Here is a 25,539-nt window from a genome sequence, read left to right as displayed (position 1 = left end):
GATGAGCTACACAAAGTCGACAAAGGCAATTAGCTTAGCTTGGACGGGCGCCTCGGGCGCCCCCTATGGCCTTAAGTTGCTCGAGTGTCTGTTGGTATCGGGTTATCAAGTGTTTTTGATGATTTCCAGTGCCGCTCGGGTAGTATTAGCGACTGAGCACGGTTTGCAGTTAAGCGCCAACAGCGACAAAGCCCATGCCCAGCTGTTGGCTTTACTGCACGAAAAAGGCGTAATTATTACTGGCGAGTTAGTGGTATTAGGTAAAGATGAGTGGTTTTCACCGCCCGCATCGGGCAGCGCCGCACCTAAGCAAATGGTGATTTGCCCTTGCTCGACGGGGACGTTAGCGGCAGTGGCCACAGGAATGAGTAATAATTTACTCGAACGTGCCGCCGATGTGGTGATTAAAGAGCGCGGTCAACTTATTCTAGTGCCGAGGGAAACTCCTTTTAGTGCCATACACTTAGAGCATATGTTGAGCCTTTCTCGCCTCGGCGCGACCATTATGCCCGCCGCGCCCGGCTTTTATCACAATCCCAAATCGGTAGAAGATCTGGTAGACTTCATGGTCGCTCGAATTCTCGATCATTTGGGCGTTGACCATGCATTAACGAGTCGCTGGGGTTATGACAAACAGTCTAACCGCGACCTCGACAATTGAGACTTATATGAAACACACCACCGAAGTGATGATCTCTGCAGAAGAGATAAGCCAGAAATTGGATCAAATGGCCGAGCTAATCAATGCCCATTATGCCCACAGCGAACGTCTGCTGATGGTAGGCTTGTTAAAAGGCTCAGTGGTCTTTATGGCTGACCTGTGTCGCCGAATTAAAGGCCATGTTGAAATCGATTTTATGTCGGTTTCCAGTTATGGCAATGCTATGACCAGCTCACGGGATGTGAAAGTGCTGAAAGATGTGCAATCAGATATCGCCGGTCGCGATGTATTGATTGTGGAAGACTTGATTGACTCAGGTAACACCTTAAGCAAAGTGCGCGAGATGCTGTTACTGCGCGAGCCTAAGAGCCTTGCACTGTGCACCCTGCTGGATAAACCTGAACGTCGTGAAGTGGATGTGAAGGTCGATTTTATCGGTTTCACTATCCCTGATGAGTTTATCGTGGGTTATGGTATTGATTATGCAGAGCAATATCGCAATCTACCTTACATCGCGAAAGTCGTGCCACTCGATTAAGTGTCTGATATCGTTTAAAACTCCCGCAACAGGCGGGAGTTTTGCTTTTTACGGCTATATAAAAAATAGTATAAATAATTGAATCATTAAAGATTGGTTTTTCAATCAATTAGCTAACTTTTTGCGTTAGTTCTGCAATCCATCATTGTAATTGTGTTTTTTAGCACCATCTTATTACTTTCTAATGTGTAAGGATCGGTACAAATATGGCGAATATTACCCATGCTCTGGTACTCGAAGGGCTTAAAAAAACCTATAAAGGCGGCGTCGAAGCGGTCAAAGGCATCAGCCTCACCGTCAATCAAGGGGACTTCTTTGCCTTGCTCGGCCCCAATGGTGCGGGTAAATCCACCACGATTGGTATTATCAGCTCCTTAGTGCAGAAGAGTTCAGGTTCGGTCAAAGTCTTTGATTATGATATCGATAAACAGCTAGAACACGCCAAGCTCTGCATTGGTTTAGTGCCGCAAGAGTTTAACTTCAACCAGTTTGAAACTGTGCTGCAAATCGTGGTGAATCAAGCGGGTTACTATGGTGTGCCAAAACCGGTTGCCCTTGAGCGTGCCAAAAAATATTTAAGCCAACTGGATTTGTGGGAAAAGCGCAATAGCCCTTCGCGGGAATTATCTGGTGGCATGAAGCGACGGTTAATGATTGCTCGCGCCCTGATGCACGAACCTAAATTATTGATTTTAGATGAACCTACCGCAGGGGTGGATATTGAACTACGCCGCTCTATGTGGGAGTTTCTCAAACAAATTAATCAGCAGGGCGTGACGATCATCCTGACCACCCATTACCTCGAAGAAGCGGAAATGCTTTGCCGTAATATCGGCATTATTGATAAAGGTATTTTAGTGGAATGCACTAGCATGAAGGCGTTGCTGAGTAAGCTGAATATGGAGACGTTTATTCTTGATTTGCGTAGGGATACAGCTACTGCACCCGTACTCGATGGCATGACTTGCCGCTTAACCGACCCTCATACTTTAGAGGTGGATGTGGTGAAAGAGCATAATCTCAACGATGTCTTTAGCCAATTAAGTGCGGCCAATATAGAAGTGCTATCGATGCGCAACAAGTCTAATCGCTTAGAAGAACTCTTCGTCGAACTCGTGAAGAAAACTCAGGGAGCCTCAGCATGAATAAGCTCTACTTTATTGCCTTTAAAAGCATCTTAAGCAAAGAAATCAATCGTTTTACGCGAATTTGGATCCAGACTTTAGTGCCGCCTGCGATTACCATGACCTTGTATTTCTTGATCTTTGGTAACTTAGTCGGCAGCCGAATTGGAGAGATGGGCGGCGTATCTTATATGGAGTTTATCGCCCCGGGTTTGATCATGATGTCGGTGATCACTAACTCTTACTCGAACGTGGCGAGCTCATTCTACAGTGCTAAATTTCAACGCAATTTAGAAGAGCTGATGGTGGCTCCTGTGCCCCATTATGTGTTGATTGCAGGTTATGTTGGTGGCGGCGTGGCGCGCGGTTTGTGTGTCGGCCTAATAGTGACGCTTGTGGCCATGTTCTTTGTTGATATTAGCTTGCATCATGCTGGTTTAGTGGTAATGACAGTGTTTTTAACCTCAGTGCTATTCTCCTTGGGTGGCTTAATTAACGCTGTTTTTGCAAAAAGTTTCGACGACATCAGTATTATCCCGACCTTTGTGCTTACTCCATTAACTTACCTTGGCGGGGTATTTTACTCCCTGTCACTCTTGCCCCCTTTCTGGCAAGGCGTGTCGGCACTCAACCCTGTAGTCTATATGATCAACGTGTTCCGCTATGGCTTTTTAGGCTTCGCCGATATCAGCGTGCCATTATCCATCGCCATTATGATCGGTTTCTGTGTCGCCCTGTGGACCTTAGCGTATTACTTAGTCTCGCGCGGAATAGGGTTACGTTCATAGTGGGTTTGATTCATTAACCTGAGCTGTATCTAAGAAGGCAGCCGAAGCCCAAGTCGCGATTTGAATGTTTTTTGAAAACCATCAATTGCATACGACTTGGGCATGAATATTTAGAGCCTGTTTTTCGTTGTTGTAATCTTTCTCAGTTTATCACGACCTTAAAATCTGCAAGTACCCGACAATGATCTTCATTACGTTGTGGTTAAGAATGAGTTAAGAGTAGAGCAATTGATATTGGATAGCTCTACTCTATTGTCTGGATTGCACTAAAAACATCGCTCTGTGAGTGATGTTTTTTTATGGCTTAACCGCTCTGACTATTGGGTTTTGTAGGCTGATTAAGGTTTCTGTCGACTGGATTTCATCGATCGATTGAATGCGATTGATGAGTACGTGCTGTAAACCATCGATGGATTGGCACATTACCTTTACGAAAATACTGTAGTTGCCTGTGGTGTAATAGGCTTCGACGACTTCTTCGAGGGCGTTGAGTTTTGCAATTGCGGCGGGGTAATCGCCAGCACTTTTAAGATTGATACCGATAAAACAGCAAACGTCATAACCTAGGGCTTTAGGGTTTACTGTGATCTGCGCGCCTGTGATGATCCCCGCTTGCTTCATTTTTTCTACCCGGACATGGATAGTGCCAGCACTGACGCTAAAGCGTTTAGCGAGTTCGGCAAAGGGCGTGCGGGCATCCTGCATTAGGGCTTCGAGGATATGATTATCGAGTTGATCGCGCTGAAATGCGGTATCCATAAATAAACTCTCTATAACGTAATGAATTGTCATAAAGTTACGTTTTTTTATGGGGAATTGCTACCGATTTTGCCCGTCTTAGTTGATTTTAGTGATCATTGTTCGCCCAAAGGCTCACAAAAAGGCACTTCTGCGCTAAAAGTCATACTGACACCCGTGTAAGGATGTTTGATGGTGAGCTCTGCCGCATGCAGTAATAGGCGTGGTGCTAAGGATTTGGCCAGTGGATCGGCATAAAAACCATCACCTAAGATCGGATGGCCTAGTGCCATCATATGTACCCGTAATTGGTGTGAGCGGCCTGTGATTGGCGTGAGTTTCACCAGCGTCGAGCGTTTGGCACGACTTATTACTTGGTAGTGAGTCAAAGACGGTTTGCCCACAAGATGATCGACTTTCTGTTTGGGACGATTCGGCCAGTCGCAGATCAGCGGATAATCAACGCTACCCGTATCATTTTTGACATGGCCCGCGACCCTTGCAAAGTAGGTCTTGCTGGTTTCTCTATCGTGGAACTGACGTTTTAATTCACGTTCGGCGCTGCGAATAAGGGCGACAACGATTACGCCTGAGGTCGCCATATCGAGGCGGTGGACGATTTGGCTATGGGGATGTTCAGCTTTTACTCGGGCATATACACTGTCGTAATGGGCAGGATCGCGACCGGGCACAGACAACAATCCCGAAGGTTTGTTTATGACGATAATGTCTTTATCTTGATAAAGAATATCGAGCCAAGGAGTTATCGGTGGTTGGTAAATAAAATCAGTCATAATGAGGCCTATTCGTCAATGCGCCGCAAAGATACTCTGCTAGGCTTGAGGGTGCAAGTGCGACGCCCAAAGATTGCCTGTGGCATGAACCTTTCTGAGATAACTAAAGCGTCGAAGTAAAGCGTATTAGTTGATGATTTGCTGATAGAGCTGGATTTGAGTTCTTGCTATAATTACGCTCTTTTTTGTTAACGACCCTGTTGAGCCTTTGAAGCCATGAGCCAGCCAGAGATATACACTCCCGAGAATCTTTCTCACGTCCATAACCGCCTTGAGTTATTGGCGCCTGCAAAAAATGCTGACTACGGTATCGAAGCCATACGCCATGGTGCCGATGCGGTATACATAGGGGGGCCCGCATTCGGTGCGCGGGCAACGGCAGGTAACAGTGTTGAAGATATCGCGCGACTCTGTACTTATGCTCATCAATATCATGCTCAGGTATTCGTCGCCCTCAATACCATTTTGATGGATAACGAACTGGCCGATGCCGAAAAACTCATTTGGCAATTGTACGAAGCCGGTGCCGATGCGCTGATTGTGCAGGATATGGGCGTCTTGCAACTTAATTTGCCGCCGATTGCCCTGCATGCCAGTACCCAAATGGATAACCGCAGCCCTGAAAAAGTGGCGTTCTTAGAGCAAGTTGGTTTTTCTCAGGTAGTGCTCGCCCGTGAATTAGGCTTGAGCCAAATCCGTGATGTGGCCGCACATACGAATATGCAGCTCGAATTCTTTATCCACGGCGCTCTGTGTGTGGCTTACAGTGGTTTGTGTAACTTGAGTCATTCTTTTAGTAACCGCAGTGCTAACCGCGGCGAATGCTCGCAAATGTGCCGCTTGCCGGGCAATCTTAAAACCCGTCAAGGCGATGTGTTAGCGCAGAATGAACACTTATTGTCTTTAAAAGACAATAACCAAACCGAAAACCTCGAAGCGCTCATCGACGCGGGCATTCGCTCGTTTAAGATTGAAGGTCGCTTAAAAGATTTAAGTTACGTTAAAAACGTCACCGCGCATTATCGCCAAAAGTTGGATGCGATTATGGCGCGTCGCCCTGAGTTTAAGGCTTCGTCCCACGGCCGTTGTGAACATTCTTTTATTCCCGATCCTGAAAAGACTTTTAACCGTGGCAGCACAGATTACTTTGTTAACGAACGTAGCCAAGGCATTAAAGATTTCCGCTCGCCAAAATATATCGGTGAAGAAGTCGGTAAAGTGGTCAGCATAGGCAAAGACTTTATCCAAGTGAGCTCAACCCATGAGTTTAATAACGGCGATGGCTTAGCGTTTTTCCCTGCGAATTTTGCCATGGCTAAACAATCCGATGACAAGCTGCAAGGCCTGCGAGTTAACCGCGCCGAAGGCTTAAAGCTGCATATTTTGCAGGTGCCAAAGGATTTAAAAGTCGGCATGACTTTGTACCGTAACCATAACCAAGCCTTCGAAGCCCTGTTATCGAAAGAATCTTCTAAGCGGATTATCGGCGTCGATTTACGGTTGAGCGACACCGAAGACGGACTGGCGCTGACCTTGACGGATATCTATGGCCTAAGCGCCACAGTGAATTTAGTGGTCGAGAAGACACCTGCGACAGATGTCGACAAGACCCTACAAAATACCCGTACTCAGCTGGGTAAGCTCGGCAGTACTGACTTTGTTGCCCGTAGCATTAGTATCGATACGGCCCAAGCTTGGTTCTTGCCAGCGTCAGTTCTCAATGGTCTGCGCCGTGATGGTGTGGCCGCTCTAGAGGCTGCCCGTGTGCAAGGTTATGTGCGTCCACTGCCGTGGAAGCATAACCAAGATGCAGTGTATCCCGTTAAGCATTTGAGCTACTTAGGTAACGTAGCCAATGAGAAGGCCAAGGATTTTTATCAACGCCACGGCGTGATTGAAATTCAAGATACCTATGAGAAAAATGGTGTTACCGAAGACGTGCCATTAATGATCACTAAGCATTGCCTGCGCTTTAACTTCAATCTGTGTCCGAAGGAAGTACCAGGTATCAAAGCCGATCCTATGGTGCTTGAAATCGGTAACGATGTGCTCAAGCTGGTCTTTGACTGTCCTAAATGCGAAATGATGGTGGTCGGTGAAAACCGTCAAGTGCGAGGCCAGAAGCACCTGTAACATTTATCATTAGGAGCATTGCAGAGTGTAATGCTCCTCACACCCATTCAGCCTGCATCCGCACGCTTAATTTGCCTACCTATATCTATGTTACCCTCACCATAGCTACTCCCATATTTTCATCAAAGCCCAATATTGCACATTCGGTTATCAGCAGATATCTTATTGAAAATAATATCAATAATAAGGGATGTTAAAATGGGACTGTTAGACGGTTTACTCGGTAATGCTGCTGAGGTTGATTTACAGGAATTAGCCGAAGAATTAAGGCCTATTATGGGCATTCAAGAAGAATTAAAACTCGCCTACAAAGTGATCCGCGATTTGTTTATTTTCACCAATAAACGTTTGATCTTAATTGATAAGCAGGGGCTTACTGGCAAGAAGGTCACCTACCATTCCATACCCTATAAATCCATTACCCATTTTGAAGTGGAAACCACTGGCCATTTTGATTTAGATGCTGAGCTTAAAATCTGGATCTCAGGCCAGAGCGAACCTTTAGTTAAAGAACTCAAGCGTGGCACGGATGTCGTCGGTATTCAAAAGACCATCGCCACTTTTGCACTTTAGTTTTTAGTGTTGCAACTAGATTTTTATTACTTCAATGGAGTTGGTGATTAAGGTAAGTAAGACAAATAAGGTAAGCCAATTTAAATCAGGGCTTACCACATTATCTATACTCATCATTCATATCTATTGATACTGACATTATCCATATCAAATTGATTAATTTAACAATATCGCATTCGTGCTGGTGGTGTGCTCTATCGGCTCTCCTGCCATAGTGTAGGTTTCGGAGAGCTTGAGCTTACCTTGCTCATCGTATTGATTATGGATACCGACCCAGAATTGTTCTTCTCCTTGGATCTGTAAATTACCTTCTTCGGCAATGTGGCTATTGGGATGATAGCGCTTCATTGCATAGAGCTTGCTTTCGTTGTCAAATTTTAAGTGATAAGACAATATCGGCTCTTTAGCGTCGACATCCGCTGTGGCTTGAGTTTGTGCTTGTTTCGCTGTGGCATCGCCATTGGGCCTGTGATACTTGTGGTGGGACAAGTATGTGCTATTGCTGCGATGGCTAGCTGTGTGTACGTGGTTAGTTGAATGTTCATTTAATTCGTCATGTTCCCAATCAGCATCATCGTCTTCAGCATAGTCACTGATATCACAGTCATCATAGCCATAATGACGGGGCTCTGCGTCTTCCCATTCTGCTTCGTCATCTTCTTGAGTCGATAGATACTGATTAAAATCAAAGTAGTGACGGCTTTCTATAAGCTGGCCTTCTTCATCTAGCCAGACTTCGCGATACACTTGTCCTTGGGGCGTAAACCGTTGCCAATGGCCGACATCGAGGTAACGGCCATCGATAATTTGAATTGTGCCAGTTTCTAGAATTAAACCTTGAGGGGACAAGGATTTAGAGCTAAATAAATCCCCTTGAGTTCGTGTGAGCAACCAGCGAATGGCGCCATCTTCATAGTATTCGATGCGAGTATCGGCAATACCTTCTTGATAGTATTCCCTTTGATTATTCTCAAGATGATAGCCACAGCGGGTATTTGAGTGACTTTGATAGGATTCGAGAACCCCTTTTTTGTTATAAAAACTGGATTCTCTGAGGTAGCCTTGGCCGTCGCGCACTTCATACTCAGAGATAGTGCGTATCGTGCCATCTTGGTAAAACCAGCGGGCAGTGCCATCACGGTTGCCTTGGGTGTGCGGTAAATACATTTGAACTTGCTGGTTTTCGTAATATTCGATAAAGGGGGCTACCGAGAGGTTATTTTTATATTGGCCTTCGGCCGAGAGCACACCACTTTTGTAGTAGCTTTTAAACAGGCCTTCCCTGAGTCCTTTCTCTAGGTACATTTCGAGAGACAGTTGGCCATTGTCATGGTACCAGTAGGCCATGCCTTGCTCTTTACCCTGTTCAAATGGGATTTTTGCCTCAAGCTGGCCATTGGCGTACCATTTTTCACGATTCCCCTGTGCGAGACCGTTGTCGAAGTTAAGTTGTAATGCGAGCTGGCCATTAGGGTGCCATTCTTGGCGAATACCATAGATAAGCCCCTGCGGATTAAATTGCTCACGCCATGACAATTGACCATTTTCAAAAAAGGTTTCAAAGCTCTTGCCCGCGTCATTGACGAGTATTTTTTGTTTGAGCTGGCCATTAGGATGAAACCATACCTCTTTAACTAAGTTGCCATGCTCGTGACTCAGTTCGGCCTGAAGGGCGCCACATTCATAGTACATATATTCAATGCCGTGGATTTTATTCGCCAGCATAGGTCGAGTCAGCCAGCGTTTGCCAGACTCATAATAGCGACTCAAGGTATTGACGTAGTTGCCATCACGATCAAGTTCAGCATCCTCTCTGACTTGCCCATTACTGTAATAGCGTTTGACTAATATGCCGTTCGTACTGCGTTCTTCACTCTGGGTTATGTTGCCCTCATGATCATACCAAGCTTGCTGTCCAAGTTGTTGATCATTAATAAAGTTACCTTCAAATAACAAGGCCCCCAGAGCGTCGAACTGGCGGGAAACGCCATGACGTTCACCAAAGTAGTTTGAGTCAACGGCTTCTGTGAGATTGGGCGTTTGGGTGACAATTCTGAGCATACCCGCGCCGTCTTCAGAATCGAGTTGATGATAAGTGCGATGTAGTTGGCCAGTTAAGCTGGCGTAATCTTGAATGTCGCCTTGTACTTTATAGTCTGCATCGAGCGTAAAGTGGCTTATTAACAGAGCCTCTCGATTGTTAAGTTCAGCCTGCCATAATGTGGTTTCCTGGTGGTTCTTTTGAGCTGTGATACTGCAGACTTTTTCTGTGCCGAGCCAAAAATGTTGCTCGGGAAAAGGGGATTGATTGCCGATTTCGAGGCGGTCGAATTCGGTTTGGTGAAAGTCACAGCATTCATTGGCATTTTCCCAGCCTAAGAGTTCTATGACTTGGGGCGTATCGTAGTGATAGAGAGTTAAGCCGTGGTTGGCATTTTCTTCACAAGCGGTCGCGTCTGCCTTTGTCGCATGGATTTTTAAGCTGAAGTGACGCTGGAATAGCGGCGCAGCGACTAACGGCTCCTGCGTTTGCTCTTGGCTGGGGACTTGCGGTTCAGTTTGAAGATGAATGTCTTTTGGATCGCGGCTAGTTTGGCTTGAGGGAAATAATTTGGCTTTTAGTGCGCGAAACAACGACATTGGGGGAGATCTCCATATCCATATGTAAAACAATAAGCTTATCTGATGGATACTCATGGCCCTTGAGTATTTCAGTGCGCATATCATAGCGGTTAATGGTTTCGTTTCTCAATGTTTGATTGTTAAACATACAGTTTAATCAGCAGAGAGAGCGAATAAAAGCAGAGGAATAAACACAAAATGCTTGATAACTTTTTTGCAAAACTACCCACTGATTTATCGGCGGAAGTGTTTGAAAAACTGGCGGGTAATGACTCTGTGACCATAGAGCGCATCGTCTCTAATGGGCAATATACCCAAGCTACCTGAAGATACGAGTTTCAGAGCGCTTAGGGTGCTTCAATTCAAGGCGCATCAATGACAGAATGTCGGCCACCTTCTGAATTGATGCAACACGGAAGTGGAGTGCCCTAAGCGCTCCGTCCCGGCGGGTTTTAACGCACTTTATGCCGTGTTGGCTATTTTTAACTTAGTCCACTAGGTCTGCAAATAGCCGCCTTGCCTAAAGTGCGTTAAATTCCCGCTGAATCCTGCATCTTCAGGTGGTTTGGGTATCTACCCGACGGTCAATGGTACGATCAAACTCAGCATGAATGGGTGATGTTACTTAAAGGGGCGGCGACGCTTGAATTTGAACAAGATGAACCCGTTACGCTAACCCCTGGTGATTACTTAACGATTGTGCCCCATCAAAAACACCGCGTTGCTTCGACTTCTAACAGCTCAGAAACCCTATGGCTCGCGGTATTTTACGATTGATGAGGGCAATCGCGTTAGCACCAGCACCGCCGACTAACGATTCTGCCATAGCCAACTGGGCGTATTGAGCAAGTCTTGGCCTTGGATCTGCGTTTGGCCTAAGGTTTTGTCTAAGGCCAAGGTATTGCAGTGTTCAAATTGGCTTAAGGCATTGATAAGCCGATTGGCGTGGGATACCACCCACAGCTGACACTCCTCTGATACCTTCGCAATTAAGCGTGCCAGCGCAGGCAATAAATCTGGATGCAGACTGGTTTCTGGCTCATTTAACACCATAAGCTCTGGCGGTCTTGGGGTCAGTAGGGCGGCGATTAACAGCAAATAACGCAGGGTGCCGTCCGACAATTCACTGGCATTGAGTGGCCTTAATAAACCATGCTGATGAAATGCGAGCACTAAAATGCCGCCCTCTTGCGGCTCGATTCGAACCTTAGCACCGGGAAACGCATCGCTCACCGCATGATCGAAAGCCGATTTATCGCCTATCTCAAAAATGGTTTGAATTGCCGAGGCTAAATCACGGCCATCGTGGTGCAATACCGGCGTGGCCGTGCCTAATTGTGGTCGCCGTGCAGGGGCTTCGGCATCGGTTCTGAAGTGATCGTAAAAGCGCCACGCGCGGATACTGTCGCGAAGCTTGAGCACTTCTGGGCAGCGCTCTGGATCGGCAAGCTCGGTAAAAATACTGTCGCCAGTTTGCAGGTGGGCGCCTAATGTTATCCAGCCTTGCCCATCAGTGCTGCGGCTTTTCACCATAGGACCACGGCGCTCAACTAACACAGTGGAGGGGCGATACTTAGGTCCGTTCCAAATGGCTTCGCGCTTGATTTGTGGATCTAAGCCAAACAGCGTAGTGGCGTCGGGTTTGGGTAAACCGAGTTCAATAAGATAGCTAAAATCTTCGCCAGCAAACCCAAGCTTAAGGCGTTTTGGCGCTTGCCTGACGGTGGCTTCAATGGCGGTGTCGCCTGCTAACATGCCTTTGGTGAAGTTTTCTGGCCCCGCCCAAAAGCTGGAATCGAGTCCGCCTTCTTGGGCTAAGGCGTTGACGACGCCGCCTTGCGCCGTTTGTGCCAGTAAACGTAGCGCCTTGTATAGATTCGATTTACCACTGCCATTTGCCCCTGTGATTAAATTGAGTTGTCCTAGGGGCAAGACGATTTCACGCAGAGAGCGATAATTGAAAATGGCGAGTGTGGTCAGCATAGAATATCCAAGACTGAAGCGAGCAGGTAAGCCCGTAAATTTTTCGACAAAGTAAATTAAACAGGGCGATAAAACAATGGTATTTACAGTAGTACTTTATTGAGCACGCGTTGCCAGTTGCCACCCATAAAACGGTCGCGGTCGGTGGCTTTAAAGCGCGCCTTGGCTAAGGCATCATCGATACGGCTCATGCGATCGATATGATTTAGCTCGGGGATCACGACATGCCTTGGCTCTGCATCAAAACCTAGCACGCCTTTTGCCCTCAGGCTGTACCACCATTCTTGATATTCTTTAATGCCTTGGGCGTTATTGTTATCAAGAGCCAGTAAGTTTTCTTGGCCACGCAGTGGGAAGTCATTGGCGATTGCCACACTATCCACACCGCCGACACGCGACACATATTCCAGTTGGCGAATATAGTCATCGATCGTGGGCACGGCATTATTGGTGAGCCAGAAGCTCATCATAAATACGCCGAATACGCCGCCGCTATCGCCGATGGCGCGGATCACTTCATCGGGTGAACAACGGGCATGGTTAACTATGCCGCGCGCTGCACCGTGACTCTGCACTATGGGAGACTTAGTGATCTTAGCGACATCTAAAGCGGTTTGGGCGCTGGAGTGACTCACATCGACCAAGATATTGGCATGATTGAGTTTGGCGATAAGTTCGCGTCCATGGGCGGTGAGCGGCTTGTTGAGTCCGCCATTGGTATCACTGTCTAAGGCGCCGCCGGCGAAAGTGTTGCCATAGTGGTGGGTGAGCTGTAATACGCGCAGCCCTTGTTGATGGAATTCATCCACCCGTGCCCACTGATTAGCTTCACTGTCTTCTTCGACACAATCTGCGCCTTGGATTTGAAAGAACACCGCAGTGCGTTGGCTGTCGCGGGCACGTTGAATATCGCGCCCCCTCAGGCCTTGCAGTAAAATATCGGGATTATCGCTCACCCGTTTAGCTGCCTGCTTAATGCTTTCCATGCAGGCTTTATAGGTGCGTTTGTAGTTTTGAGTGCCATCGGCTTGTTCTATGGTCTCAATAGCCGAAATATCGCAAAGATAGGCATCGAGTTTAGAGGCAGTTACATCACTTAAATCATCGGGAAGGAAGGATAAACCATCGACATATATCCGCCTCTGTATGGCGGCAAAGCTAGGCATACTGGCGAGTGGGCTTAATAGTGTTGCTGCGCCAAGACCTTTAAGAAGAGTACGACGGTGGTGATTGACTGCCTTGATGGGCATGCTCGGTTCCTATCAATAACTCAAATGTAACTTCTTTATACCTTTTTAGGGCGTAGAAGTCTTTGATTAAATCCCTTTTTTGGCCTTTGTCCCCGAGCTGGAGTTGTGATGATTTGTTATTGCCAAGCGGTTTCAATTATCGCTGGTCGCAGTAAATGAAAACCCTTGGCCTGTGGCTATCGTGAAGCTATAGAGTGGCTTCAAGCATGGCTTTTGCGAGTGAATTAAGGCCGTTGGTGCGTGATGGGCTGAGCTGACCTTCTAGGCCCAATTGTTTGAAGTAAGCTGTAGGATCAAATGCTTGGATCTCAGCGCGACTTTTGCCATGGCAGGCGCCAAGCAATAATCCGATCAATCCCTTAACGATGCGGGCATCGCTGTCGGCTAAATAATAATGTTTGCCAGCCTGTTCGAGGTGATAAATCCACGCATCACTTTCACAACCTTTTACTTGAGCGGCTTCGACGCGAAGTTCTGGGCTTAAACTCGGTAAGTCTTTGCCTAGAAACATAATTTGGCGATATCTTTCCTGCCAGTTAGGTGCCTTGGTAAAACGCGTCAGCAAGGTCTCGGCATCTTGCACTGAATAGTGAAAATCGGCCTCGCTTGGCATTGGCATAGTCGAATCTGTCATAGGGCTAAATCCTGTCTCACTTATTTGAGCGTAACTTGTCTTGAACGTAACTTATCTTGAGCGCAAGAGTCGCGTGGTTCAGTCGTTAAATACTGGATCACAGCAGTAAGTCTTTTACCGAGGCCAACGCACCAATAAAGCGGTCGATGTCGTCTTTATTGGTGTAGATACCGATAGAGGCGCGGCAACAGCCCTTAAGATTCAGACTCTGCATCAATGGCATGGCGCAGTGATGGCCGCAGCGCACGGCAATCCCTTGTTGATCCAGTAAAATGCCCACATCTTGATGATGTTCATCGGCAAGATTAAAGGCGACGACGCCGATATTGTCATCAAAGGCGCCGTATAAATGCACTTCACCGAGCGCGCGCAATTGGCTTTGTAAATAGTTAACCAGTTCAGCTTCATAAGCTTGAACCTGCGGTGTAAGCTCGGTTTGTAAAAATGTAATGGCCGCGCCTAAACCTATCACTTCGGCAATCGGCGGTGTACCCGCTTCTAAGCGATTCGGTAGGCTGCCAAATTCTGTCGCCTCAAAACTCACGCGTTTAATCATCTCGCCACCAGTTAATAGTGGCGCGAGATTATCTAAAGCGTCGAAACGGCCGTAAAGCACGCCAACACCAGTCGGACCATACATTTTATGCCCCGAAAAAACGTAAAAATCACAATTGATTTCAGCCACATCCAGCGTTAAATGCGCTACTGCTTGCGCACCATCAACTAAGGTTATTGCACCTTGGGCTTTTGCTAGCTGAACTAACTGAGCCACGGGATTCACTGTGCCTAGGGCGTTGGAAACATGGCATAGGGCGACGATTTTTGGTTTTAACTCGAGCAAGGTTTTATAGGCGCTGACATCTAAGCGGCAAGTTTGATCGAGAGGGATTGGCTTAATCACAGCGCCCGTGCGTTTCGCCAGCTCCTGCCAAGGTACGATATTGGCGTGGTGGGCGGCGGCGTCGATTAATATCAGATCACCTGCGCTTACGTGTGCAGTGAGTCCAAAGGCGACTAAGTTGATTGATTCTGTGGTGCCGTGGGTAAAGATGATTTCTTCGCGGCGTTCGGCCTTTAAAAATTGCTGCAGTTGATCGCGCACTTTTTCATAACTTAAGGTCGAGCGCGCCGATAACTGGTGCGCCGCGCGGTGCACATTGGCATTGTCGTTAGCGTAAAACTGCGCCATGGCATCTAACACCATTTGCGGTTTCTGGCTGGTGGCTGCGGTGTCGAGATAACACAAGGGATAGCCATCAAGCAGTTGATTTAACGCTGGGAATTGCGACCTAATTTTAGCATTGCGCTGCTCCGCTTCTAATGAACAAAGAACCACAGTTACATCAGGAGAGGCACTTGCCGAAGGATGTGAGGTAACAGTATTCGTCGCTGTGTGAGTCACAGCATTTGGCGTAGGCGATGCAGGTTGAGTCATAGATGAGGCTAAAGGCAATGAAAAAGGCCAAGGGATCTTCTGTGATCTGCCATGTTAATGCAAGTTTTAGCGGTTTGTTGAGGTGTAGGTATTGGAAGGCGGTATTGAGTGTCTAATTTCACCAAGGTTTGTTCAAACTTATGCCCTCTGGTATTTCGCGCGCCTTAAATGGGTTTTGACTTTCTAACGTATCATCGAGCTTAGCTATGATGCGATTTTTCTAATGTTTCAGTTTTTCTTTTAAATTCAGCTAATACTTTAGGCTCAATTCAACCACCCAAAGTGAAAACTGCGACTATCCTCAATGGGACGTCCTTTGATATCTGTGTTTGCTGGAGATTCGTTTTATGGTGCAGTTTTTAAAAGACTTACGGATTAAACATAAAATGATCGCCCTCGTTGGGGTGATGTTAGTACTGATCCTGATTTTGTCTGGTTTTAGTTTGTTGAAGATGCAGCGAGTTTCTGAGGAAATCCAAGGCATTGCAAAGGAAAATATTCCATTAGTGAGATTATCAACCGACGTCACCATTAAGCAGCTCGAAAGCTCAGTCATTTTAGAAAAAGCGTTTCGGGCGGCGGATATTGAAGCCGCATCGAGTCAGCCCATTTTAGCGGCGTTTATTGGGGAGGTGATTCAGCGTAAAGAAGACATTAATAAGGAGTTACTCTCGACTCAGTCTATGCTCAATGCGGCATTAAAAGAGGCTAAAAATCCGCTATTACATGAAAAAACGCAGCAGTTAAATCAAGATATTGGCACGATTATTCAACGTTTTGGTGATTATGAGGCTTTACTTGCCACTGTCATCACTGGAATCCAGCAAAAAGAAGAACCAGCCGCCTTAGCTAAGCGGGTTGAATCCTTAGAGGTCACGCAAAACGAGTTTAATACTGAGCTAAGTCAGTTCGTTGAGCGTTTAGAGCAAATGACTCAAACCGCGGTTTCTGTGACTGAGGATGAAGAGCTTAGGGCTATTTATGGCTTAACGATTATTTCTATCGTGTCTTTAGTCATAGGCCTATTGATTGGCATTGCTTGCAGTCAATACATGGTCAAATCTATCAATCGGTTACGTAATTCTGCCGCTAAGATGGAACAGGGTAACTTTAACCAAGAGCTGCGCGTCGATTCTAAGGATGAACTGGGCGAACTCACCGTCAGTATGAATCAAATGGCGTGGACCTTAAGTAAAACTGTCGGCCAAGTGATTGCTCGAAGTGAAGAAATTGCCTCTATGGTGACCGAGCTTAATGCGGTGGCCGAGAACAATCGTGAGGCCATGTTGAGGCAGCAGGATAATACCGATCAAGTCGCCGCATCTATGACCCAAATGGCGGCAACGATCACTGAAGTGGCGAGCAGTGCCGAAACCGCTTCGTACTCAGCGGGACAAGCCGAGCATAAGGTGAAAGAAAGTTGCGAGGTTGTCGATGCGAGCGAAAAAATTTCCAAACAGTTAGTTGCCAGCGCCCAGTATTCGAATCAACTTATTCAACAGGTTCAGGCGAGTACAGGAAAAATCCTCAACTTTGTCTCAGTGGTCGATGCGATAGCAGGGCAGACGAACTTGTTGGCCTTGAATGCATCGATTGAAGCGGCGCGGGCGGGAGATCAAGGTCGTGGGTTTGCTGTGGTCGCCGAAGAAGTGCGGTCGTTGGCAACTCGTAGCCAAGCGGCCACGCAGCAAATCAGCGATCTTATTCAAACGCTCGTGAAAGATGCTAAGTCTTCAGTTGAATCCTTCGCCAATAACGATAAGCAAATCAGTGAGTCGTCACTGCTCGTTAATCAAGCCAAGCAGCACCTATTTGAGATTTTAGATGCCTTAACTGAACTGACTCAGGCCAATTCTCAAGTCGCGACCGCAAGCGAGCAGCAAGCCGTCACCGCCGAGGATATTAGCGAGCGGATTAATGCGATTCGAGATTCAGGGGAATTGGTACTTGGCAGCGCCAATGAAACGGCAAAAGCCAGTGAGTCACTGTCTCAGCAGGCCAATTCACTAAGTGAAACCATGCAGCAGTTTAAGGTACGCGCTGTTTAGTCATATAATATAAAAAGGTAATTCTCTTAATCCTAATTCTCTTTCTTATATTGGAGAGTTAATGTGAGTTATCTTCACCGAATTCGATACCTATCCCATCTTCTTTGGCGTACAAGGCTTTGATCGCGGTAATTGGCACAATGACTTCTGTGCTTATTTTATCAAAGGTTGCATGAAATTTGAGCGTATTGTTTTGATAGTGGGCTCCCCTTATCGCTGCAGTGTGTATGCTCAATGTTATTTCATCTTTTACATGATCTATTTTCGATTCAGGTACCGAAACAGCATAATGATTTGTATCGATAATAATATAAGGCGTTTTGCTGGCTTTAATGATATCAGAATAAATTTGATAGAATTTTCTGGCATTATCAGTACCTTCTAACATATCACTCATTCGGTATAAGTTAAGGCGTGTTGACCAGGGAAAGAATCGATTCCGTTTATAAAAAATAATTATGAACGGCAGTATTAACAAGGTGATTAAAATTAGTTCCATTAAATTTTATCCTACATTTTTCGCTTTTATGTTCACAGTGAGATATTCCTTTACTGTTTTTGTTCTTCAGCTCCCATGGCATCAAGTTATTGAACTTTAGGCGTTACTATGTGAAAAATAGTCATTTAATACGTATGTTGAGTTAACTTAAGTGTTCCATTATCGACATTTAATGCCACTAGATGCTCATATACAAACTAACGTATGAGCTGATTTTTTCGCTGCTCATGTATGATAAGAAGATTCAGAAGGGAAGGAAAGTTTAGTTGGTGATAATCAACCTTGGTGAACTGGCTTTACTTTGGTATTTGAACATTAATTGCCAGTTTTTTAAACGGAGATTTATCATGGCAGGAAAAAATAAAGCATCTTTGAAAAGTCTGTTCAAGATTGAGACTCAAGAACAGTGTCTGTCTGCAATTAAAAATGGTTGGATAGTGACATTAATCTCACTCAGCATAACATTAGTTTTTAGTACCATTGGTTTCTTTACCCAAACTGAAAACGCGACGCTGAATTATTTCCTTGATCCATTTCTTATGATTGATGTCGTGCTAATGGCAGTGATGGCTTTTTTTATCTATAGAAAATCGAGAATCGCAGCCACTTTGATGTTGTTTTATTTTGTCTTATCTAAAATTCTTCAATGGAGCGATTTGGGTAATGTTCAAGGACTTCCATTAGCCATCGTTTTTATGTTCTTCTATTTTAATGCCATGCGCGCGACTTTTGTATGGCACTCAAAATATAAGATAGTTGATGAATCGTTATCTCTCGATACTGACATGTAACCAGATCATACCTTGCAATCTAGTGACTTATATTGTGTGGTGTACTACATGGTATTGATTAATATGGCTTATTTAGATATTTTTATGGTGATGACGTTAAAGGTAGCGCTATAACGACTTAACGGTTCTCAACGTTAACGGTTATTGCCAGATAAACGTATTTTGGACAGCTCATTGAAGCTGTTTATTGGCCGTGTCTGGCTGGTTACTTGTCGATAATCAGATTTGGTTTAAATTGATGTAAACCTTTTTTGCTAAATCAGTCTCGCGATAATAGCCGCTGTGATTTGCTACTGATGTGAATATGCCTGTAGCAACTTGTCTTACGTAGTGACTAATAGATGAATAAAAGCGAAGTCTAGGACTTCGCTTTGGGCTTAACTTATTGTCTTTTACAACTCTTGTTTTTAGAAGTTATAGGTGACACCTAACATAAAGTTGCGTCCCATCAGTGGTGCGTAATCTTTGAGTAACGAGGTGTGTGGCCGCGCGTCTTGGTCGAGTAGATTTGTGCCTTTGACATAGAACAGCATGTCACCCGCAGAAGTGTATAAACGGTAGGTGACGGCGGCATTCACTAGCGCATAGCCTGCTGTTTCGGTTTCATTTTCGGCGGTATCCGTTTGTTTTGCATAGCCAATCGCACCGATTTCAGCGTGCCATTGTTGTTGGTCAAAGTTTAAAGTTGAACCGATACGCATGGGCGAAATGAGTGGCAAGTTACCACCATCGACCAGCTTGCCACGGGTGTAATCGCTGAACATATCCAATGACCAAATATCGTTAAACGGGATGCTGGCTTGGGCCTCGAGGGAATAAAGCTCGGCATCGCCTTGGGTGTATTGGTAAACCGGTAAATCACCTTCAGCATCGCCGTTGACTATATCAGAGGCGATTAAACCCGTATTTTTCTCGTAATAGAAATTATTGACTCGGTTGTAGGCCATGCTCAATGAGCCTGTCCACGCACCCTCTAATTTGCGCAGGGTTAAGTCGATATTATTGGCGACCTCTTTATCGTTATTGCCACTATTAGTGATGATTTGACCATTTTCAATGCTGAACTGCGAACCAAGCTCAAAGCTTTGGGTGGCATCGTGGGGACCATAGCTGTAAAGCTCTTCGGCTGTGGCCGAACGTTGGGCGCGGGTGAGCGATAGTCCTAAGTTATAGGCGGGATCGAAGTCCCACACCATGCCCGCCGATACGGTGAGATCATTATCGACTAGGTCTTCGGCTTGATAGGATTGTTCGCCATTTAGCGTGTCTAGCGTCATGCTGTCTGGCGCTAAGCGGTAATGCTCCAAGCGGCCGCCAAGCTCGAAGCGAAAATCTCCGACCTTACGTTCTTGCACGATAAAGGCGGCTAAGGTATCGGTTTTGCTGTCTGGTGTCAGCGCTTCTTCGCCTTCAACGGCAAAATCACGGTGTACAGCATGCAGCCCCATAGTGCCTTGCCATTCACCCCAAGGATGATTGTTAAGGCTTAAGCGCGCTTCACTTTGTTTGTTGAAGAAAGTTGTGCCGGCAACCCCATCTTCTTCCTCAGCATGTTGATAATCGGTATAGCCCGCATCAAAACGCAGTTTACTGAAGCCTGCAAAAGGATCTAACAAACCACTGTGCAGCTGCCATGCGGTTTTCTTTAAATCTATGGTGATGTCGGGCGCATCGGCTTCGCCGCGGCCGGGAATACCGTAATTCGATTCAGTGCGCGCGCCGGATACGCTGACAAATCCCGTGTCACCGGTATAGCCAACACACGCGGCATAGTCGTCGAGTTTTTGATTACTATTCGCCAGTTTTCCATGGGTTTCGGGCAGATTGGCAATGGCATTTCCCGGAATATCGACATCGTCGGTAATGCGGTGGGTGCCATCTACATGCCAATTGAACTGACCATTGCCACCATCGATATCACCGTTAAAGGTGCGGCCATTGCTGGCCGTGTCGTAGCGAGTGCCAAATTGTCCCGACAGTTCATCGACTGGGCTCTCGTGGTAGCGTTTATCCACCACATTGACCACGCCGCCAATGGCGCCGTTCCCGTAAAGCAATGTGCCTGGGCCGCGCAGGATCTCAATTTGCTGCGCCGAGGCGGCTTCTGCTGTTACCGCGTGATCGGCCGATACCGTCGATGCATCACCAACAGACAGGCCATTTTCAAGCACTTGTACTCGAGGACCGCCCATGCCGCGAATGATGGGGCGACTCGCCCCCGCGCCAAAGTGGGAGGCTTGAACGCCGGGCAGTTTTTCTAAGGTGTCACCCAGCGTCGGCTCGATATTGAGCTTGAGTTGATCTTCGGTCAGTACACTAATTGGCGTAGTGCTTTCGAGCGCAGAGCGGGCGAGCGGCGATGCGGTCACGACAATGTTTTCCATCGCCGTTTTCGTCAGTGAAATATCCTGCGTCATCGCGCCAGTGGTTATCTGCAAATCCCTATCAACATGCTTAAACTCGGCATCGCTAATGTGGAGATGGATATGACTATTGTCGGCGACAGTTAACTGATACTGGCCCTGTGGATTTGTGGTTGTGCTTGTCCCACCGTCGATACTGACAAGGGCGCCAGCGATAGGTGCGCCTTGCAGATCGGTCACTTGACCTTGTAATTGAGCGGCCATAACCGGTGAACACACGCCAGCCACTGCTAGCGCTATTGAAGATAGTGCAAGTTTCATTGTGCCTTTCCTTTAGATAAGCAAAAATAGATTTTTTAAATGATTGAATTTGCTTAAAACAGGAAGGGCGGTGCACGCACGTTGAAGTGACGTAACCAAGGTAAACTCGGTTGTTGATAAGGTTTCTGCGGGATGCTTTCAGCTTGCTGCAATCCCATCGGCGGCATAAGCACAGACGATGGACCTGCATTTTGCTCATGACCAAAATCGCATAGGAAACAGTGGGCATGCTCATGTTCCAAACTGTGTTCAGCAGAATGCGACAGCGCAACCGATTGGATGACAATCAGCCACACGCCGAGCAGTAGCCAAAGCCACTTTCTGTGAGTTGGGGAACTTGAGTGAGTCATTATTCTTCTATGGGTCAGAGTTATCTTAGCGTCGCACCAGTCGTCGAGCGCGAGATACAGTTGATCCTAATTTGTGACTCGACCCTACTTGAATTGTCAGTCTTGGGTCTAGTTAACCTTTGTTAATAAAGAATGTTTAATCGGTTTCGATGATGGGGGGATTTAATCTATTAAATTGTTTTTATTATTGATTTTAATCATTTCAATTTATGTGGATTGACAAAAATGAAGGTTTTAAGACCCTAATTACATCCTCAATCGTTTCAGCGGATAAGCGTATTGGGCGCGAAGTTTCCCCCTCGCTTAAGTTCACTTCCTTGCGCTTTGCTGACTGTACTTGCTATCTGACGATATTATCGTCGCAAAAAAGCCACTGCTTGTGCAGTGGCGGATAAAAAGACTAACAAACTGTTGTAATATGTAGCGCTAAATAACGACTAGAAATGTGGATTAAATGGGCATGCGTATTCTTTGGCTTTTTGTGTTAACGCTCAGCATTCTTCCCGGTACCGCTGCCGCATCGGATATTGCCAGCAGTGTCAACGGAGGTTCAAATCGCCTTGCCGACGGCGGTGATTTTGAACTGGGTATGAGTGTTTACGGGATCAATCAAGTTGATGTTCGGCAAACCGATTACGGCGCTGCGCAATTGTCGTTGTTGATTAGTGGCATGTATCAGTACAAAGGCATGTTTGTTGAGATGATCCACCAATCTCAGGATGGGGTTAATCTTGGGGTTAATCTTTGGAGTTCAGAGGATTGGTCCTTTGATCTGTTACTGGCGAACTTACAAGGTTCATGGTCACGTCCAGATGTGGACCCCAGCACACTCGATGAGGCTGGCCGCAATGCTTATCTACTATCGGAAGATTCGCTCTATATTGGCGCAGGTTTTCGTGCCACGCGTTACTGGGGCGATAACTACGTTTTCCAGTACAGATTAGTGTCTGATTATTATGATGATCAAGGTATTCAGAGTTCTGCCAGATTGGGTAAGTCTTGGCAGGTACGTAATTGGAATTTTCACGTATTGGGAAGCGTAGGCTACTCATCAGCCACCTTGAATCGTTATCTTTTTGGTGTCAGCAAAGAAGAAGCAACCGAACTCTTTCCTGAATATCACCCGAGCAGTTCTTTTAGCTACGGCATGGAGCTCGGTGTTGCCTATCCGCTGAGTGAAAATTTTGTCTTCCGGGCCATGTATCGCTTCAATGTATTATCCCAAGAAGTGACCGATAGTCCCTTTAATCAAGCTGGCTATGCATCGTTTTTTAATGCCTCTATCAGCTATGTGTTTTAGGGGCGTGGGCATGAAGCGATTTTATTTATGGCTAGTGTTACTGAATGCGCCTTTTTTTGCTTGGGGTCAGGACGATTCGGTGATTTTTACTGCGACCCCAGAGCGCTGCATTGCGCTCCATAAAGGGCAAACTTGCTATCAAGATGTGTTGTTTCGATGGCAAACACCGACGAGCGGCGAGTATTGCCTCATACTGACAGACCGCCAGCACCAGCTAATCTGCTGGAGCGGCAAAGCCATGCAAGAATACCAATATAGTTTTGAAGGCGATAAAACGGCGACTTTTAGTTTGATCCGTAATGATGACGTGCAACCACTGGCGCAGGTCAAAGTGGTGGTGACTTGGGTTTATAAGGCCCCTAAACAGAGTCAGTCAGGTTGGAGGTTATTCTAATATGTCAGTTGAAAAGCACATCTTAGTGGTCGAAGACGATATCTCGCTGGCAGAGTGGATCAGTGACTATTTACTGGATCACGGTTACGAAGTCACGGTTGCCAGCCAAGGCGATTTTGCCTTAGAGATGATAGCCGAAGAGATACCTGACTTAGTGTTACTCGACGTGATGTTACCCGTTAAGAATGGTTTCGATGTCTGTAAGGAAGCGAGGGCATTTTATGCTGGGCCCATTCTATTTATGACGGCTTGTGTTGAGGATGGGGATGAGATCCGCGGATTAGATGTCGGGGCAGATGATTACCTGACAAAGCCGATCCGGCCACAGGTGTTGTTAGCGCGGATAAAGGCCCTGTTACGCCGCGTGGGTGATGAGGAGCAAAAACAACAGTTAGTGTTTGATTCGCTGGTACTCAATGCGACGGCAAAATCGGTCACTATCGATAAACAGCCGCTGGATTTGAATGCCAATGAGTTCGATGTGTTGTGGCTACTGGCATTGAAGGCGGGCACGATAGTGAGTCGTAATGAACTGGTGGCTCAGCTTCGAGGCATTGAATACGATGGCCTAGATCGCTCGGTTGATATTCGCATATCGCGTTTACGCAAAAAATTGCAGGAAGCGTTAAGCCAGCCCTATAAAGTGAAAACCATCCGTGGCAAGGGATACCTGTTTTGCCGCGACGAAGGTGAGCAAGCTTTATGAAAAAGTTGATGACTTCACTGGTGCTGGTGGTGCTGGTGGCCATTGCGAGCCTAGGCTGGTCGATAAGTGAGTTTGCCAGTCTGCTAGATCCTGATAATGACACGCAAACCCCAGCCACTCATCTTGCGGCATTAAAACTGCTGGGCGGCACACTGGCGCAAACGCTCGATAACGATAGCGTTAACAATCAAAGTTTTATCGCAAACTGGAACCAGCTAAATTCAGAGCAATTGTCTTTAGCGAGTGAAGCCGATTTCGTCTTACCCTCAGCCCTAAAAACCGCGTTTTATGCGGGAGAATCGCTGCTGCTGGAGTCCGATGACGGTATCTCCTTGCATTATTTACTGCCGAAAACGGGGCAGGTATTGAACATCAATACCGATATTGTCACGCCCACCGATGGCAACTTTGACTTGAATAAGCTGTATACCATGCTTTTTTATGGTGGTGTGGTGCTGATATTGTTGGTGTGGGTGTCGCCCTTGATCCGTCAGCTGGTTAATCTCAGTAAGGCGACCCAAGCGTTTGGTATGGGGGAGTTGCAGCAGAGAATTCCTGTTAGAAAAACGTCGTACATAGGCACTATTGAAAGCGAATTCAACCGCATGGCGGATCGTATTCAGCAATTGATCGATGACAACAAACTGCTCAGTCGAGCTGTTTCTCACGATTTAAAAACTCCGATCGCACGGCTAAGATTTGGCATTGAGGCGCTGGAAGAAACCCAAAGCGAACAGCTCAGAGTGAAGTATTTCCAGCGCTTGAACCGCGATCTAGACACTATGGAAGACTTGGTGATGACGCTGCTGAGTTATGCCCGCCTCGATGAAGCGAATATCCAGCCCGATTGGCAGTCGATTGAACTCAATGCTTGGTTGCTCGAAAAGTATCAAGGCCAAGTGTACCCCGATTTTTCAGTTGAACTGGTTTCCTATCCCACAGCACTTAAGATCAAGACAGACCCTAAGTACTTATCAATGCAGGTGAATAATTTGCTCAATAATGCGCTGCGTTTTGGTAAGGCAAAGATTCGGCTGACGTTGGCAGTCGAGGAGGGCGGGACCTGGTTACACGTTGACGATGACGGTCCAGGCATAGATGAACTGGAGTCTGCGCAGGTGATTAAACCTTTTGTGCGTGGCCAGCACAGCCGTGGAAATTCCGGTCATGGCATGGGATTGGCGATTGTCGACAGAATTGGTTGTTGGATGAATTCCCCATTACGTATTGGACGCTCCCCTGAGCTCGGTGGCGCTCGCATGTCACTAAAATTCAAGGCTGAAGTTTAACGCTGAGTTTAACGCTGGAGTTTAACGCTGGAGTTTAACGCTGGAGTTTAGGGTTGGAGATTTAGATCGGAATTTAAGGCTGAATTTTAAAGCGGAGTTTAAGGTAAGAGTTTAAGGCAAGAGTTTAAGACTGGATTTTAACGCTGCATAACCATCAGGCAAAGCGAGCAATGCCGAGATGTAGCGATAAAACAGCACCAGCCTA

Annotated in this window: 24 protein-coding genes; 14 read left to right on the top strand and 10 right to left on the bottom strand. The window is 46.4% G+C overall.

Annotated elements, in window-relative coordinates:
* Window position 1 precedes the first annotated feature (1 nt).
* From FW758_RS08540 to FW758_RS08525, 4 genes are all read left to right on the top strand, one after another.
* Window positions 2–661 (top strand): flavin prenyltransferase UbiX, encoded by a 660-nt coding sequence (locus tag FW758_RS08540; protein WP_006080284.1) that lies wholly within the window; start codon window positions 2–4, stop codon window positions 659–661.
* Window positions 662–668: 7 nt separating this feature from the next.
* Window positions 669–1,199, top strand: coding sequence for a hypoxanthine phosphoribosyltransferase (hpt, locus tag FW758_RS08535; RefSeq protein WP_011845844.1), 531 nt, complete (start codon window positions 669–671; stop codon window positions 1,197–1,199).
* Window positions 1,200–1,405: 206 nt separating this feature from the next.
* A complete protein-coding gene (locus tag FW758_RS08530; RefSeq protein ID WP_446445164.1) occupies window positions 1,406–2,344 on the top strand; it encodes an ABC transporter ATP-binding protein in 939 nt (312 codons plus the stop codon).
* Complete coding sequence (locus FW758_RS08525) at window positions 2,341–3,111, top strand: ABC transporter permease (protein ID WP_342900201.1); 771 nt, start codon at window positions 2,341–2,343, stop codon at window positions 3,109–3,111. Before FW758_RS08530 ends, FW758_RS08525 begins: the two co-directional genes overlap by 4 nt.
* Window positions 3,112–3,408: 297 nt before the next feature.
* On the opposite strand, the gene asnC is transcribed toward FW758_RS08525, so the two are convergent.
* Together asnC and rluA are read right to left on the bottom strand one after the other, a co-directional pair.
* The gene (gene asnC / locus FW758_RS08520; protein WP_006080290.1) at window positions 3,409–3,870 is read right to left on the bottom strand and encodes a transcriptional regulator AsnC; all 462 of its coding nucleotides are present in this window, start codon (window positions 3,868–3,870) and stop codon (window positions 3,409–3,411) included.
* A 95-nt stretch (window positions 3,871–3,965) separates the two neighbouring features.
* Window positions 3,966–4,643, bottom strand: coding sequence for a bifunctional tRNA pseudouridine(32) synthase/23S rRNA pseudouridine(746) synthase RluA (gene rluA, locus FW758_RS08515; protein ID WP_259582237.1), 678 nt, complete (start codon window positions 4,641–4,643; stop codon window positions 3,966–3,968).
* A 216-nt stretch (window positions 4,644–4,859) separates the two neighbouring features.
* Here rluA and FW758_RS08510 point away from each other — a divergent pair, with 216 nt between their 5' ends.
* Window positions 4,860–6,776, top strand: coding sequence for a peptidase U32 family protein (locus FW758_RS08510; RefSeq protein ID WP_446445163.1), 1,917 nt, complete (start codon window positions 4,860–4,862; stop codon window positions 6,774–6,776).
* 198 nt (window positions 6,777–6,974) lie between these two features.
* Window positions 6,975–7,349 carry a PH domain-containing protein gene (locus FW758_RS08505; protein WP_106651556.1) on the top strand — a complete coding sequence of 125 codons (375 nt, stop codon included), beginning with the start codon at window positions 6,975–6,977 and terminating at the stop codon, window positions 7,347–7,349.
* A 156-nt stretch (window positions 7,350–7,505) separates the two neighbouring features.
* Here FW758_RS08505 and FW758_RS08500 read toward each other — a convergent pair whose 3' ends face one another.
* Window positions 7,506–9,989 (bottom strand): toxin-antitoxin system YwqK family antitoxin, encoded by a 2,484-nt coding sequence (locus tag FW758_RS08500; RefSeq protein ID WP_446445162.1) that lies wholly within the window; start codon window positions 9,987–9,989, stop codon window positions 7,506–7,508.
* Between the two features lie 180 nt (window positions 9,990–10,169).
* On the opposite strand from FW758_RS08500, the gene FW758_RS08495 reads away from it, so the two are divergent.
* Window positions 10,170–10,298, top strand: coding sequence for a cupin (locus FW758_RS08495; RefSeq protein ID WP_375164278.1), 129 nt, complete (start codon window positions 10,170–10,172; stop codon window positions 10,296–10,298).
* Between the two features lie 207 nt (window positions 10,299–10,505).
* On the top strand, window positions 10,506–10,748 hold the full coding sequence (locus FW758_RS08490; RefSeq protein WP_446445189.1) for a cupin domain-containing protein: 243 nt from the start codon (window positions 10,506–10,508) through the stop codon (window positions 10,746–10,748).
* A gap of 33 nt (window positions 10,749–10,781) precedes the next feature.
* Here the strand turns inward: FW758_RS08490 and FW758_RS08485 are convergent, their stop codons facing one another.
* From FW758_RS08485 to FW758_RS08470, 4 genes are all read right to left on the bottom strand, one after another.
* Window positions 10,782–11,954 (bottom strand): AAA family ATPase, encoded by a 1,173-nt coding sequence (locus FW758_RS08485; protein WP_014615377.1) that lies wholly within the window; start codon window positions 11,952–11,954, stop codon window positions 10,782–10,784.
* Between the two features lie 83 nt (window positions 11,955–12,037).
* Window positions 12,038–13,204 carry a membrane dipeptidase gene (locus FW758_RS08480; protein WP_446445161.1) on the bottom strand — a complete coding sequence of 389 codons (1,167 nt, stop codon included), beginning with the start codon at window positions 13,202–13,204 and terminating at the stop codon, window positions 12,038–12,040.
* Window positions 13,205–13,391: 187 nt separating this feature from the next.
* A complete protein-coding gene (locus FW758_RS08475; RefSeq protein WP_446445160.1) occupies window positions 13,392–13,838 on the bottom strand; it encodes a SufE family protein in 447 nt (148 codons plus the stop codon).
* Window positions 13,839–13,935: 97 nt separating this feature from the next.
* Window positions 13,936–15,273, bottom strand: coding sequence for a cysteine desulfurase (locus FW758_RS08470; protein ID WP_446445159.1), 1,338 nt, complete (start codon window positions 15,271–15,273; stop codon window positions 13,936–13,938).
* Between the two features lie 347 nt (window positions 15,274–15,620).
* Between FW758_RS08470 and FW758_RS08465 the strand changes: the two genes are divergently transcribed.
* On the top strand, window positions 15,621–17,321 hold the full coding sequence (locus FW758_RS08465) for a methyl-accepting chemotaxis protein (protein ID WP_446445158.1): 1,701 nt from the start codon (window positions 15,621–15,623) through the stop codon (window positions 17,319–17,321).
* Between the two features lie 58 nt (window positions 17,322–17,379).
* On the opposite strand, the gene FW758_RS08460 is transcribed toward FW758_RS08465, so the two are convergent.
* Window positions 17,380–17,709: a ClpXP protease specificity-enhancing factor SspB gene (locus tag FW758_RS08460; protein WP_446445157.1), complete on the bottom strand. Its 330-nt coding sequence runs from the start codon at window positions 17,707–17,709 to the stop codon at window positions 17,380–17,382.
* Window positions 17,710–18,167: 458 nt separating this feature from the next.
* Between FW758_RS08460 and FW758_RS08455 the strand changes: the two genes are divergently transcribed.
* Entirely contained in the window at window positions 18,168–18,611 is a 444-nt protein-coding gene (locus tag FW758_RS08455) for a hypothetical protein (protein WP_107950321.1), read from the top strand.
* 407 nt (window positions 18,612–19,018) lie between these two features.
* On the opposite strand, the gene FW758_RS08450 is transcribed toward FW758_RS08455, so the two are convergent.
* Together FW758_RS08450 and FW758_RS08445 are read right to left on the bottom strand one after the other, a co-directional pair.
* Window positions 19,019–21,295, bottom strand: coding sequence for a TonB-dependent receptor (locus FW758_RS08450; protein ID WP_446445156.1), 2,277 nt, complete (start codon window positions 21,293–21,295; stop codon window positions 19,019–19,021).
* 53 nt (window positions 21,296–21,348) lie between these two features.
* The gene (locus FW758_RS08445; RefSeq protein WP_006080303.1) at window positions 21,349–21,645 is read right to left on the bottom strand and encodes a hypothetical protein; all 297 of its coding nucleotides are present in this window, start codon (window positions 21,643–21,645) and stop codon (window positions 21,349–21,351) included.
* A gap of 460 nt (window positions 21,646–22,105) precedes the next feature.
* Here FW758_RS08445 and FW758_RS08440 point away from each other — a divergent pair, with 460 nt between their 5' ends.
* Genes FW758_RS08440 through FW758_RS08425 form a run of 4 tightly spaced genes read left to right on the top strand, consistent with a single transcriptional unit; the run spans window position 22,106 to window position 25,334 of the window.
* On the top strand, window positions 22,106–22,945 hold the full coding sequence (locus tag FW758_RS08440; RefSeq protein ID WP_446445155.1) for a MipA/OmpV family protein: 840 nt from the start codon (window positions 22,106–22,108) through the stop codon (window positions 22,943–22,945).
* A gap of 10 nt (window positions 22,946–22,955) precedes the next feature.
* Window positions 22,956–23,339: a DUF3019 domain-containing protein gene (locus FW758_RS08435; RefSeq protein ID WP_006080305.1), complete on the top strand. Its 384-nt coding sequence runs from the start codon at window positions 22,956–22,958 to the stop codon at window positions 23,337–23,339.
* A gap of 1 nt (window position 23,340) precedes the next feature.
* Entirely contained in the window at window positions 23,341–24,045 is a 705-nt protein-coding gene (locus FW758_RS08430; RefSeq protein WP_006080306.1) for a response regulator transcription factor, read from the top strand.
* Window positions 24,042–25,334, top strand: a complete 1,293-nt coding sequence (locus FW758_RS08425; protein ID WP_446445154.1) for an ATP-binding protein — start codon at window positions 24,042–24,044, stop codon at window positions 25,332–25,334. Before FW758_RS08430 ends, FW758_RS08425 begins: the two co-directional genes overlap by 4 nt.
* Window positions 25,335–25,539 lie beyond the last annotated feature (205 nt).

This window comes from Shewanella sp. 1180_01, from assembly GCF_052850535.1.
Note: the sequence above shows the minus strand (reverse complement) of the source record. Positions and strands in the feature narration are given on the sequence as shown.